This window comes from Chryseobacterium sp. NRRL B-14798 (genome assembly GCF_050470705.1).
In the GTDB taxonomy this organism is placed as follows: Bacteria; Bacteroidota; Bacteroidia; order Flavobacteriales; family Weeksellaceae; genus Chryseobacterium; species Chryseobacterium cupriresistens.
This window is the reverse complement of sequence record NZ_JBFLUL010000005.1, coordinates 2646837-2659909: the sequence shown is the minus strand read 5'-3', so window position 1 is coordinate 2659909 and position 13073 is coordinate 2646837. Positions and strand designations below refer to the sequence as shown.

The following is a 13073-nucleotide window of genomic DNA, read 5'->3' as shown; positions in this document are numbered from 1 at the left end:
AATAAAAAATTCTGATGATGTACAGAGACGGTGCAAGAAAAAGTATTTGGCAGGAAGAGATCAGAAAATTTTCTACAGAAACGGATCTCAGCTCATTATTTGATGTTGCCATTGTAGGAGGTGGAATTACAGGAGTTTCAACAGCGCTGAAACTTCAGGAATCCGGAAAGAAATGTGTTATCCTCGAAGCAGCCAATATAGGATTTGGAACTACCGGCGGCACAACGGCCCATTTAAACGATTTTTTTGATACAACCTTTAATCAGGCTATCCGTGATTTTGGACTGGATAATGCACAACTGTATGCACAATCCGGAACTGATGCCATCAGCATTATTGAAGATAATATTCAGAAATATCAGATCAGCTGTGATTTCACAAGAAAGTCAGCTTACCTTTTTGCCCTGGATGAAAAACAGGAAGAACAGTTAAAAGATATTGTAGAAGGAGCAGCCAGGGTAGGTCATGAAATGAGTTATGTGAATGAAATTCCTTTTCCCATCCCATTCAGAGAAGCGGTGCTTATTCCCGGGCAGGGGCATTTTCATCCAGTAAAATATAGTAAGGCGCTCTGCGAAGCTTTTATAAAACTGGGCGGCTTTATTGTAGAAAACTGCCATTGTGAAGAACATGATGAGCAAAATGATTTTGTAGTTTTAAAAACTTCAAAAGGGGAAATAAAGGCCTCAAATGTAGTCTATGCTACCCATATTCCGCCTGGAGTCAATCTTCTTCATTTTACAAATGCTCCCTACAGAAGCTATGCCATGGCTTTTACCATGAAAAATGGCAAATATCCGTGGGAGCTTGGTTATGACCTTTGCGAGCCCTATCATTATTACCGTATTCAGAATATTGAAGGCGAAAATCTATTGATTGCAGGAGGAGAAGATCACAAAACAGGGCATGCTGATAATACCGGAGAATGTTTTTCAAGACTTGAAAATTATGTCAGAAAATATTTTGAGGTAGAAACAGTCTATTATAGCTGGTCCAGCCAATATTACGAGCCAGTGGACGGATTTCCCTATATAGGAAAACTTCCCGGAAGCAAAGAAAGAATTTTTGTGGCAACAGGCTTCAGAGGAAACGGAATGATCTTCGGAACACTTTCGTCACAGATCCTGCATGACCTTATCCTGACAGGAAAAAGTAAATATGGAGAGCTGTTCAATCCTTCCAGAATCAAACCTGTTGCAGGATTTTCAGATTTTGTAAAAGAAACGGCAACTATGGCCTTTGATTTTATAAAAGATAAGATTTTAACCGAGAAAATTGATTCTTTTTCAGAAGTTGGTGAAGGTGAAGCGAAAGTGATCAAATATGAATCAGAATCTTATGCTCTTTACAAAGAAAATGACGGCACTTTACATCTGCTCAGAAGTACCTGTCCACACGCAGGATGTGAAGTCCGGTGGAACAGTGCGGAGTTGAGCTGGGATTGCCCATGTCACGGTTCCCGATTTAATGTCAACGGAAAAATCCTTACCGGACCCACCACAAAGAACCTCCAGAAGGTATTCCCTTATCAAAAACGTGATTCATAAACTCCAAACTTTAAACCTTAAACTTTAAACCTTAAACTTTAAATATTGAACTCTAACCCTTAAACTCAGAACTATGTCACGCACCAGTTTCCTGTATCGCAACAGCTTAAGTATTGTTCTGATTACTCTGATGATTATTTTTCTTGCAGGACAATTTTTTATGGGCTGGAAAACAGAAAATAAAGAACTCATTGAAAACGGCCAGCCTGTTTTAAAGATCGGTGAATACATTCATAGCGGTCATTTTATACAGGCTACTTTTGAAAACTGGGAAAGCGAATTTCTCCAGATGATGCTGTATGTTTTATTAACGATTTCTCTGAGGCAAAAAGGCTCCAGTGAATCAAAATCTATGACAGAAGAGGAAGATGTTGACAAAGAACCTGTACCACACCCCAAAGCGCCATGGCCTGTGAAAAAAGGCGGAATATGGCTGCAACTCTACAAACATTCGTTATCAATTGCTTTTGCTCTCCTTTTTCTGGCGAGTTTCATTTTGCATTTCTATGGCAGTCTTAAGGATTTTAATGATGAACAAATGATGAAAAGTAAACCTGCTGTAACGGCCTTTCAATACATTTCAGAATCGCGGTTCTGGTTTGAGTCTTTTCAAAACTGGCAGAGTGAATTCCTGGCGGTTGCTTCCCTGGTTCTTCTCTCTATATGGCTTCGCGAAAAAGGTTCTCCGGAATCAAAACCCGTTGATATGCCTCATGACGAAACGCCTTGATTTTTATTCACTTTCGGCTTTGTCTGCATAATGGCAAAATACGACGATGTAAAAGCTGACAAACTCTGATAGCCCACTTTATAGGCTACTTCACTCAACGTGTACTGTCTGGTATCTATCAGTTCAATACTTTTTAAAATCCTTGTCAGCTGAAGGTATTTCTGTATCGTAATTCCCGTTTCATTTTTAAAAATTCTCTGGAGGCTCCTCACAGACATTTGTGCTTTTTCGGCAAGAGCATCCATGTCCGGATTATATTTAAAATTGGAATTAATTTCATTGCATACAGGAATCAGTCTTGAATCCGTAGGAACAGGAATCTGCAGACTGCTGCTTTCTTTGCAGAAATTGGGAAGGCTTTTTAAAATAGCTTTAAAAAAAATGTCCTGTTCTTCATTTTCATCCAATAACTGGTTCCATTTTGAGGCATACAAAAGCATTTCTTTTAAAACAGCAGGAACAGCAAATACCTGAACATGCCGGTAAAATTCATCTTCAAAAACGGATTTGAACAGGAATACCATCAGATTTACTGTTTGTGCCTCAGAAGTGATCTTATGGGCTTTTTCCGAAGGAATCCAGATGACATGATGCTGGGGAACAAGATAAATTTTCTGGTCGATATGGAAGTACTGGTAGCCTTCTTCCACAAAAGTGAGCTGAGCCCGGCTGTGCTTGTGCTCATAATCATCATGTTTCCAGTTTTTTTCACACCATACATAAGCTTCCTTGTTGATAGAATCTACAAAGTGGCTTTCCGTTTTTTCAATCAGTCCGCATTTCATTTTGTCGTTTTGAATGTATATTTTGGCAAATTTAATAAAAACGACAATAGTAATTTTGTACTGTCACTGTCATGGTACAGGATTTAACACATAAAAAAACTATATCTTATTCAGAATGAAAAAACTATGTCTTTTTTTTATCTTAATTTTATTATCAAATACCACCCACATCATGGCACAAAATAAAGCTAACATACTGGTTCTTATTCATTCGGACAATGGCGGAACCTACGAACTGGCTAAGGAACTCGCCAAAGGAATTGAAAGTGAAAATAACGCAGTTTCCCATATAAAACTTGTCAAAGCATCACAAAATCCAAACCTGAAAAATCTTCCGGTTGCAACACCAGATGAGCTGGCCCATTATGACGGAATCGCTTTTGGTTCACCGGTTTATTTCGGAAATATCAGCACAGGAATGAGTGAATTTTTATCCGGAACTGTTCAGCTCTGGACCAATCATGCGTTGGAAGGAATTCCGGCTACTGTTTTTATGTCTGCCGGGAGCGGAGCAGGAAAGGAGCTTGCTCTTCAGGCGTTCTGGAACAGCCTTGCCGTCCACGGAATGGTTCTCGTGTCTAATGGAATACGTGGAACAGAAGAACTGAACAAAGCCATTCCGCAAGGAAATACTGTTTTGGGAATTACCAGCATGGCTTCTTTAAAAGATGTGGAAAGACCTACGAAAGGAGAGCGGAATATGGCTGAAATTCAGGGAAGAAATTTTGCAAAAATAACATTGGCATTAAAAGATACGCATCCTAAAAAAACGTTAGCTGTTACGGAAAATCATCAGAATTTTGGTGAAATATTAAAACAGAAAAACATTATTCTTCCACAGGTTCCAAAGCCGGCGGGAAATTATCAGCCGTTCGTCCGTTCCGGAAATCTTGTATTTATCAATCAGGTTGCTTTAAAAGACGGTAAAATTTTCAATCCGGGTAAATTAGGTGTTGAAGTGAATGAGCAGCAGGTAAAAGACGCTGTAAAAGTAACCATGCTGAATGTGATTTCAGTGTTAAATGAAGCTGTAGGAGGAGATTTGAGCAGAGTAAAACAATGCGTGCAGCTTACGGGAATTTTCAATACAAAAGATGATTATACAAAACATGCTGATCTGATGAATGTGGCTTCTGATCTGGCTGTTGAAATCTTCGGGGAAAAAGGAAAACATGCCAGAGCTACCTTGGGAGCTTCTTCCATTCCTGTGGGCTCTTCTGTAGAGATTCAGGCGGTTTTTGAAGTAGAATAATTTTCCGGTCTAAACAACAAAATCACAAAAGTTTAAAACACTTAAGTTGATTTTTAAGTTTAAAGATAACCTGCTGAGAAGTTCACATAAGTTTAAAAAATATTTGATTTTTTGATTATATAAATATCGTGTAAATCTATGGAAGTTAAAAACCCGAGATAATCTCTGCGATAACAGGGATACTTTGCTCCAGCTGCTCTTCAGAAAGTGCTCCGTAACTTAACCGGAATCCGTTTGCCTGGCTTTTACTGTATTGTTTAGGATGAATAATCTTAATATTTTTTTCCAGTAAAAGCTTTGTTACAGCATCCCAATCCAGCCTTGTTTTGGGAACAATCCAAAAGGCAAGGCCTCCTTCAGGCAATGTAAAGTCAGCAATATCTTTCATGTATTTTGTCAACAGTTCAAAGACAAAATCTCTTTTGTTTTTATAATGAACAGTGGCCTTTCTGATGTGCTTTTTTATGGCTCCTTCTTTAATCAGCTGGAGAACTGCCTGTTCCATGATAACATCTCCATGTACATCAATAATTTTTCTCAGATCACCAATTCTTTTTAATAATTCCTGATTTTTAGTGGCCAGATAACCGATCCTTAAAGCCGGAGCTACCACCTTGCTTAAAGTTCCGATGTATACATAATTGTTCAGTTCGGGAAAGCTTGAAATGGGGAGAATAGGGCGGTATCCAAAGTGAAACTCATTATCATAATCATCTTCAATAATGGTTATATTGTATTGGTTGGACAGCTCAATTAATTGTAATCGTCTTGCCAGACTCAAAGTAACTGTAGTAGGGTATTGTCTGTGAGGAGTAATATACAGGGCTTTAATATTCTGATGTTGCTTTAAAAGCTTTTCAACAGTCTCCATATGGATTCCTTCCTGATCTACAGGGACCGACAAAAGCTTTGCTCCTGCATACTCAAATGCCTGCCATGCAGGCTGATACCCCGGATCTTCCACAATAACCATGTCTCCGGGATTTAAAAGTGTCTGAGCGGTAAGGAACATTCCCATCTGGCTGCCCCTTGTAATGGAAATTTCATTTTCATGAATATGCATTCCACGCTGGTGGTTGAGCATCTGAGAAATCATTTTTCTAAATTCTGTGTCACCATGTTCATTTCCATACCCCATCATCTGCCACTTGGCTTTGATGCCGAAAATTTGTCTGTAGGCTCTGGCCAGCTCTGTCACAGGGGCAATTTTACTGTCGGGATGTCCATCATCGAAATTGATTACAATTCCATTAGACATTACCTGCTGATGAGATGGGTTATGTAATGCCTCTGCATTCTTTTCATGCAAAGCCGGGAGTCTTTCCGATACGAAAATACCTTTCCTTTCTCTGGAAATTACCCACTCTTCATTGATCAGCACCTGATAGGCTTCTACAACAGTATTCCTGTTAATTTTCAAGGTCTGGGCAAGATTTCTGCTTCCCGGAAGTGCGTCTCCGGTTTTTAACCTTCCTGAACGTATATCAGAGATGATCGTATCCGCAATCTGTAGATAAACTGCTTTTTCAAGCTTTTTATCAATTTCTAATTCTAATTTCCAAGGGCGTAACATCTGGACTATCTATTTATATAAAAACTGAATCATTTAAACAGTCCAAAGATAGAATAATTTTGCCATGCAATAAAGCACAAAACCCTAATAATTTAAAATCATGGACAAGAAACAATTCAGTTCTAAAGACTTCCACGAAACCTTTGCAAGACCAAAGTATGTAAAACCGAGTCATTTGATTCATAAAAATGTAGAAAATGCAGGAGAACACAATCAGTTTTCAACAGAAAGAAAACACCCGGTTTTTTTTGTAGATCTTCCGAGTAAAAATGTAAGCATGACGATTGGCGGGCTTATCCCAGGACAACAAACCAACAGACACCGCCACACCTATGAAACCGTTTTATTTGTCATTGAAGGGAAAGGATGGACAGAAGTAGAAGATGAAAGAGTATATTGGGAAGCCGGAGATGCGGTATATATTCCTTCATGGGCATGGCATAAACACCAGAATCTCAGCGATACAGAACCTGCCAAATATATTGCCTGCGAAAATGCGCCTCAGCTGCAGAACTTGGGAGTTGCCTTAAGAGAGGAAGAAGGCAGAGACCTTTAATACCAGAACTTTAAACCGTTAAGAATTTTTGTATGTTAATTATTGATATCGGATATGATTTTTCCTTTCAAAGCGAAACTATGCTCAATATTTCTTAATGGTTAAAATTATTTTCAAATTTTAAATCAGCAAAACATGAAAAATGTTCCATTCAAAGGGATAATTGCTTATCCCATAACACCTTTTGACCCAAATGAAAAAGTAGATATTCCTCTTTTTAAACATCTGGTAGAAAGACTGATCACTTCCGGAAGCCACGGAATTGCCCCATTGGGAAGCACAGGGGTAATGCCTTATTTATCTGACGAAGAAAAAGAAGAAGTTACGGAAGCTACTTTACAGCAGGTAAAAGGCAGAATTCCAACGCTTGTAGGTGTATCCAACCTTACCACGGAGAAAACCATCCATCATGCTCAGTTCGCAGAAAAAGCAGGAGCCGATGCGGTGATGATCATTCCTATGAGCTACTGGAAACTTACCGATGACGAAATTGTAACGCATTATGATGCGGTAGCACGCAAAATATCGATCCCGATTATGGCATACAATAATCCGGCAACCAGTGGAGTAGATATGTCTCCGGCTTTACTGAAAAGGCTGCTTGAAATTCCCAATGTAACGATGATTAAAGAAAGTACAGGAGATGTTCAGAGAATGCATTATCTGAGAAGAGAACTGGGAGAAGACGTTGCCTTCTACAACGGTTCCAATCCTTTGGCTCTGGCGGCATTTTCCGCGGGAGCAAGGGGTTGGTGTACGGCAGCTCCTAATCTTATTCCTGAACTGAATATCAGCCTTTATCATGCGGTAGAAGAAGGTGATCTTGAAAAAGCAAAAACGATTTTCTATCAGCAGTTTGACCTTTTAAAATTTATTGTAAACAAAGGATTGCCGAGAGCAGTGAAATCAGGTCTGAATATTCTGGGTGAAGATGGGGGAAATCTGAGAAGCCCTCTGAAACCGCTTCACGAAAAAGAAACCGAAGAATTAAAAAATATTATGAAAACCCTTATCAATTAATATAATCTTATGAAAAAATCCATTTTTTACCACGCAGGATGCCCTGTATGTATCAGCGCTGAGCATGATATCGTTAACCTTATAGGTTTGGAAAATGTAGAAATTGTCCATTTGGGTAATGACAGAAGCAAAATTGAGGACGCGGAAAAGGCTGGAGTAAAATCTGTGCCTGCTCTAGTGACACCAAAAGGCAATGTGCTTCATATTAATTTTGGAGCTTCTATGGAAGAGGTGAAAAATTAACAGTATTAATTTTGTAGTATAAACGGCTCAATTTCTTGAGCCGTTTATTTGTTTTCCCGCTGTAAAATCTGTGGGAAAATGTATTGCTTATTCAGAGCTTTCTAAATCGTTGCATTTCCTTCTACACCATCCGAATTATCGGTTTTATTTCCTGTGATTGCGGCCGCAACAAAACTAAACAGGCTTACCAGTTTTCCTGCTTTAGTATCCCAGTAATAGGTTTCTTTAGGTTCCACACGGATAATCGTAACATTGGGATCATCTTTACCATCAAACCAGGCCTTAGCCATTGGAGACCATTTATCTTCTATGGTTGCTTTGTCCTTATAAACAGAAGCTTCTCCATACACCGAAAGATATTGGGAGTCGCTGTTATTCATAAAAAACAACTGTACTCTCCGGTCTTCTTTGATTTCAAAATTCTTATTGCTGGTTCCACTGCTGATAAACCACAAATTTCCGCTGTCGTCTGTTTCCTGAAGGGTCATTGGTCTTGAATTGATGGGAGTGGTTTCCAGTTCTGTACAGAACATACATATTCTTGCTTTTTCTGACAGTTCTTTGATCTTTTTGATCGCTTCAAGGTGGGTAAGATTTTCTGTTGACATATTAAATATTTTAAGTGATTAATGTAAACTAAAAGAAATTTATTCAGCAGAATGATGAATAATTTGCTTAAGTCTTTCAAATACCTGACCAAAAAGTAACAAAGTGTGGTACCTAAGCTTAATTTATTTAGAAAACTCGGTTTAAAGTTAATCTCTCCTTAAAATTATGATCGAAAGATTATTGTTTCTTACTTAATGTTGTCTGAAGATCACTCCATGCGCCTCCGTTGTATACACGTTTAAATCCTTTTTCTTTCAGAATAGTTTCAACTTTTACACTTCGAAGCCCGTGTGAACATACTATTATATATGTTTTTTCAGGATCCAGTTCTCCATACCGTTCTCTGATTGTCCCTAAAGAAATATTAATGGAACCTTCTATATGCCCTGTCTGGTATTCCTTTTCAGTTCTTACATCAAGAATAACAGCTCCTTTTCTGATGAGTTCGGGCAATCCGTTGTCCAAGGTCTGCATCCGGTAAACCCTATACACAATGTACAGAATAAAAACTGCACCCAAAATGAGGAGAATACTTTTCATAGCTTGCTCAGTATTTTTTTGTCAATATAAAATGTCCCGAATGGAATAAAGCAGGCAAGAATTACCTTCCAGGTTATTTCTTTACATTTCCAGTTTTGTTCTACACCTACACTCAATGTGTTGAACAGGAAAAGCAGGAATAATGTTCCATGAACAGGGCCGATAAGCCTTACAAACAAGGGATTTCCCATCCAGTATTTCACCGGAACAGCAATAAATACCAAACTCAGGAGTGAAATTCCTTCCAGGATCGCCAGAATTCTCAGTCTGCCGATTTTTGTTTTAAATAAATTGATCATAATTATCTGAAATAAGGTCTGTTTGCAAAAGGAGAAAATGGCCAGGGAATGGCAATGAAAATAATGATCATCGCACAGGAAAACCAAATGCCCATCGTTTTGAATTTTTCTTTATCTGAAAGCTTTCTTTTAGCCAGCGCTGAGCCAATTGTGATAATGACAATCGCTGTAATCATCAGTACGATATGGATTAACCCGAAAAACAGATGTTCAAATGAATCTTTAGCTTCATTAAAATGTTTCCAGAAGTATTGAATCACAGGGCTTTTGAGATAAAAAATCATTCCTATAATCAGTTGGATATGAGCAATTGTAGCGGTCCAGTGTCTCACAGAATTATCTATTGCTGTAAATTTCCGGTCTGAGAAATATCCTTTAAAAGCCCGGAAAATTGCGTAGACTAAACTTATTAAAACCAGCCAACGGGTTTGGGAATGTAAAAAAGTCAGGGTTTGATACATGGGTTATTTTTTGAACAGAGCAAAGGTAAAACAAAAAACATACTACTTAGTATGTTTTTTAATAAAAAAATTACTGAAGGCTTTTAAAATAAGACTTAAGCCCTTTTAAATAAGTGAGATATACTTCTTTTGAGTTTTCAAGTTTGCCCAGATTTCTTACTCCCCAATACCCAGAAATCACAAAAACACTCACTTCTTTTGCACTTACTTCTTTTTTGATTAATCCGGCATTTTTACCTCTTTCAATACTTTCTGCAAGCGCCAGTTCCCATTCTTTTGACAGTTCGTGAAGAGCCTGGGTAAAGGCGTTATGCCATGGAGCCATTTGCTGCACAAAATTAGAAGTAGGGCAGCCGTATTCCACTTTTAAAAAATCATTTTCCATCAAAAGATGGTGCATGATATCATAAATGCTTTTTAAAGGATCCGGATTGTTGTGAAGAGTGTTAATGAAAGTTTTTCTGAAGTTGGGTTTCATCAGATCTGTGATAATAGCCAGCCCCATTTCATCTTTGGTTTTAAAATGATAATAGAAAGCACCTTTCGTCACCCGAGTCGTTGCAATAATTTCATCAATGCTTGTAGTCTGAAAACCTTTCACATAGATCAATTTGAACGCTTTCTGGAGAATAGTAAGACGGGTTGCTTCTGATTTCTTCATTAAAACTGCTGATTATTGTTGCAAAGAAACAAATTTTACAGGGAAAATAAAACTATCATTATTCTGATACTTTGATAGAATTTAAATAATTTTTATAATACAAATATTCATCGGAAATTTGCCTTGTCAATATCAACAAATTACAAGACAATGAATTTTCAAAAAGAAATACAGATCAATACTGAAGCACAGACAGCCAAAAGAGGTCTTCCTGCTGCTTTATGGGCATTAACAATAAGTGCATTCGGAATAGGAACAACGGAATTTGTCATTGTGGGACTTCTTCCCACAGTAGCATCAGACCTTGGAATTACCATTCCTTCAGCAGGGCTTCTGGTAAGTCTTTATGCGATAGGAGTAGCTATCGGAGCACCGATCTTAACAGCACTCACAGGGAAAATGCCGCGTAAGATGCTGCTGGTATCGATCATGCTGCTATTCGTTATTGGAAACGGGCTGGCTTCTATTGCTCCAAGCTTTATAACATTGGTGCTGGCCAGAATACTTACAGGATTGGCCCATGGGGTTTATTTTTCTATAGGTTCTACCATTGCAGCTTCACTGGTTCCTGAAGAGAAAAGAGCTACCGCAATTTCCATCATGTTTGCCGGGCTTACTCTCGCCATAGTAACGGGAGTTCCGCTGGGAACATTCATAGGACAGCATTTCGGCTGGAGAGCGACTTTCATCGGCGTTTCGATCCTTGGAATTATCGGATTGGTTGCCAGCTTGTTACTGGTGCCTAAAAATCTTAAGAATGGAAAAACAGCTTCTTTAAAAAGCCAGTTTAAAGTACTGGGTAACAAGCGTTTGATTTTTGCTTTTTTAATGACCGCAATGGGATATGGAGGTATGTTTGTGGTATTTACGTATCTGTCGCCCATTTTACAGAAAATCACAGGGTTTCAGGAATCTACAGTCACTTTTATTCTTTTGATTTATGGAATTGCCATTGCCCTGGGAAACCTGATTGGAGGAAAAGTAGCCAATAAAAATCCTCTGAATGCCCTTTTATGGATGTTTGCTGCACAAGGACTGATACTACTGGCATTTTATTTCACTGTAAACAGCCCGGTATTCAGTATCGTTACACTTTTCCTTCTGGGAGCATTATCATTTGCTTCGGTTCCCGGACTTCAGCTGTTGGTAGTCCAGATTGCAGAAAAAGAACTGCCCGGAACTGAAGACGTTGCTTCGGGGATTAATATTGCTGCTTTTAATATTGGTATTGCCATCGGATCTTATGCAGGTGGAATGATTGTAACATCCTCTTTAGGACTGGCAAGCACACCATGGATAGGAGCTTTATTCCTGTTTGTTACGGTTTTAATAACCATCTACAGTATCCGTTTAAGCAAGAAAAATATATAGTTTTTTACCCCTGTCAAGGTTTTTACGTTGACAGGGGTATTTTTTAATAGTAAAAGAACCTTAAATCTCATAAATATCTGCATCCGTAAACACAAAAAATGTACTTTTCTTAGGCAGATTTTTCGTGTCCAGTCCTGTAAATTCACTGAATGCAGGCAGTAATAACTGATTGCTGCTTAAAGCAAAACAGGGAAGTCTGATATTCTTTACCGCAGAATTCAGCACAATTCCCGGATGGATATGTCCGGTAATCTGAAATCCGGATCTGGATGAATCAAAATCATGAATGAACGTAATATCATCTATTTCCAGCCATTCAGATTTATGATTAAAACATAACTTTTTTTCCAGCGTTTTTGAAATCCGGTCATGGTTTCCTTCAATAAGATAAAACTGAATATCAGGGTATTGATTTTTCCACATACAGAATTCATCCACATCAGAATTGTCTCCGGCATGAAGCAAATCTCCAACCACCACAAACTTTTCCGGCTGAAAATATTCAATCAGAGCAGATAATCTTTCCAGATCACTTTTCATAATATGATTGGCCAGTGCAATACCGTTTTTTCGGAAATGAGCGGTTTTCCCGATGTGAAGATCGGAAAGAATTAACGCTTTTTCTTTTTGCCAGAATGCCGCCCGCTGATTGGTCAGAATGAAAGTCTCATTTTGGATGGAAATATTTTTAGTTGCTATAAACACTTGATGGATTGAAAATTGAAGGTTTAAAGGTAAGCTATTTAAACCGGATCAGCTAACTTTCCGGCTGACGTGAAATTTTTCATCAAAAATATAGGTCAGAGGAAAACCCGTAGCAATCTCTCTTTCTAAGATCTCTTCGGGAGAAAGATGCTCCAGATACATAATTAAGGCACGAAGGCTATTTCCGTGGGCCACAATTAATACATTTTTGCCTTGTTTCAATAACGGCTGTATCTCTCTTTCAAAATAAGGGATCACTCTGTTATAAGTGTCTTTAAGACTTTCTCCGCCGGGAGGAACTACATCATAAGACCTGCGCCAGATGTGAACCTGTTCGGCTCCATATTTCAGCGCGGTGTCTGCTTTATTTAATCCTTCAAGGTTTCCATAACAGCGTTCGTTGAGTGCTTTATCTTGAATGACAGGAATATCAGGATTTCCAATGACATCCAAAATGATAGAGAGGGTATGCTGTGCTCTGATGAGTGCAGAAGTAAAAGCGATATCAATTCTTTCTCCTTTCAAGGCAATACCTGCTTTTTTTGCTTCTTCAATACCCGCTTCTGTTATATCAATATCTTTCCAGCCTGTAAATCTGTTTTCAAGATTCCAGAGTGACTGTCCGTGACGGACCAGGAACAATTTTTCCATTTTAAATTCTATTAAACTTCTATAAGATATATTCTAAGTTACGATGATTATTTAATCTTATCAAGAAAAT

16 protein-coding genes are annotated in these 13073 nt (G+C 38.4%); 7 read left to right on the top strand and 9 right to left on the bottom strand.

Features of this window, described 5'->3' with window-relative positions:
• Positions 1-14: 14 nt before the first annotated feature.
• Positions 15-1547, top strand: coding sequence for an FAD-dependent oxidoreductase (locus AB1278_RS12445; protein WP_429814684.1), 1533 nt, complete (start codon positions 15-17; stop codon positions 1545-1547).
• 73 nt (positions 1548-1620) lie between these two features.
• Entirely contained in the window at positions 1621-2277 is a 657-nt protein-coding gene (locus AB1278_RS12440) for a DUF6766 family protein (RefSeq protein ID WP_343638507.1), read from the top strand.
• Here AB1278_RS12440 and AB1278_RS12435 read toward each other — a convergent pair.
• The gene (locus tag AB1278_RS12435) at positions 2259-3062 is read right to left on the bottom strand and encodes an AraC family transcriptional regulator (RefSeq protein WP_343638505.1); all 804 of its coding nucleotides are present in this window, start codon (positions 3060-3062) and stop codon (positions 2259-2261) included. The genes AB1278_RS12440 and AB1278_RS12435 overlap by 19 nt on opposite strands.
• Positions 3063-3177: 115 nt before the next feature.
• Between AB1278_RS12435 and AB1278_RS12430 the strand changes: the two genes are divergently transcribed.
• Positions 3178-4314 (top strand): Atu1372/SO_1960 family protein, encoded by a 1137-nt coding sequence (locus AB1278_RS12430; RefSeq protein WP_343638503.1) that lies wholly within the window; start codon positions 3178-3180, stop codon positions 4312-4314.
• 145 nt (positions 4315-4459) lie between these two features.
• Here the strand turns inward: AB1278_RS12430 and AB1278_RS12425 are convergent, their stop codons facing one another.
• Positions 4460-5887, bottom strand: a complete 1428-nt coding sequence (locus AB1278_RS12425) for a PLP-dependent aminotransferase family protein (RefSeq protein WP_429814681.1) — start codon at positions 5885-5887, stop codon at positions 4460-4462.
• 100 nt (positions 5888-5987) lie between these two features.
• Here AB1278_RS12425 and AB1278_RS12420 point away from each other — a divergent pair, with 100 nt between their 5' ends.
• From AB1278_RS12420 to AB1278_RS12410, 3 genes are all read left to right on the top strand, one after another.
• On the top strand, positions 5988-6443 hold the full coding sequence (locus AB1278_RS12420; protein ID WP_330746358.1) for a cupin domain-containing protein: 456 nt from the start codon (positions 5988-5990) through the stop codon (positions 6441-6443).
• Between the two features lie 135 nt (positions 6444-6578).
• Positions 6579-7463: a dihydrodipicolinate synthase family protein gene (locus tag AB1278_RS12415; protein WP_343638495.1), complete on the top strand. Its 885-nt coding sequence runs from the start codon at positions 6579-6581 to the stop codon at positions 7461-7463.
• A 9-nt stretch (positions 7464-7472) separates the two neighbouring features.
• Complete coding sequence (locus AB1278_RS12410; RefSeq protein WP_343638493.1) at positions 7473-7706, top strand: thioredoxin family protein; 234 nt, start codon at positions 7473-7475, stop codon at positions 7704-7706.
• A gap of 101 nt (positions 7707-7807) precedes the next feature.
• Here the strand turns inward: AB1278_RS12410 and AB1278_RS12405 are convergent, their stop codons facing one another.
• The 5 genes from AB1278_RS12405 to AB1278_RS12385 form a co-directional block, all read right to left on the bottom strand.
• Positions 7808-8314 carry a pyridoxamine 5'-phosphate oxidase family protein gene (locus AB1278_RS12405; RefSeq protein ID WP_227942070.1) on the bottom strand — a complete coding sequence of 169 codons (507 nt, stop codon included), beginning with the start codon at positions 8312-8314 and terminating at the stop codon, positions 7808-7810.
• Between the two features lie 178 nt (positions 8315-8492).
• Positions 8493-8855, bottom strand: coding sequence for a rhodanese-like domain-containing protein (locus AB1278_RS12400; protein ID WP_343638489.1), 363 nt, complete (start codon positions 8853-8855; stop codon positions 8493-8495).
• The gene (locus AB1278_RS12395; protein ID WP_343638487.1) at positions 8852-9154 is read right to left on the bottom strand and encodes a DUF3817 domain-containing protein; all 303 of its coding nucleotides are present in this window, start codon (positions 9152-9154) and stop codon (positions 8852-8854) included. Before AB1278_RS12395 ends, AB1278_RS12400 begins: the two co-directional genes overlap by 4 nt.
• A 2-nt stretch (positions 9155-9156) precedes the next feature.
• Positions 9157-9615, bottom strand: coding sequence for a hypothetical protein (locus AB1278_RS12390; protein ID WP_343638486.1), 459 nt, complete (start codon positions 9613-9615; stop codon positions 9157-9159).
• A gap of 70 nt (positions 9616-9685) precedes the next feature.
• A complete protein-coding gene (locus AB1278_RS12385) occupies positions 9686-10276 on the bottom strand; it encodes a TetR/AcrR family transcriptional regulator (RefSeq protein WP_343638484.1) in 591 nt (196 codons plus the stop codon).
• A gap of 150 nt (positions 10277-10426) precedes the next feature.
• On the opposite strand from AB1278_RS12385, the gene AB1278_RS12380 reads away from it, so the two are divergent.
• Positions 10427-11647 carry an MFS transporter gene (locus AB1278_RS12380; RefSeq protein WP_429814675.1) on the top strand — a complete coding sequence of 407 codons (1221 nt, stop codon included), beginning with the start codon at positions 10427-10429 and terminating at the stop codon, positions 11645-11647.
• Positions 11648-11707: 60 nt separating this feature from the next.
• Here AB1278_RS12380 and pdeM read toward each other — a convergent pair whose 3' ends face one another.
• Together pdeM and AB1278_RS12370 are read right to left on the bottom strand one after the other, a co-directional pair.
• The gene (gene pdeM, locus AB1278_RS12375) at positions 11708-12352 is read right to left on the bottom strand and encodes a ligase-associated DNA damage response endonuclease PdeM (RefSeq protein WP_429814672.1); all 645 of its coding nucleotides are present in this window, start codon (positions 12350-12352) and stop codon (positions 11708-11710) included.
• A gap of 48 nt (positions 12353-12400) precedes the next feature.
• Entirely contained in the window at positions 12401-13003 is a 603-nt protein-coding gene (locus AB1278_RS12370) for a 2,3-bisphosphoglycerate-dependent phosphoglycerate mutase (RefSeq protein WP_429814669.1), read from the bottom strand.
• Between the last annotated feature and the right edge of the window lie 70 nt (positions 13004-13073).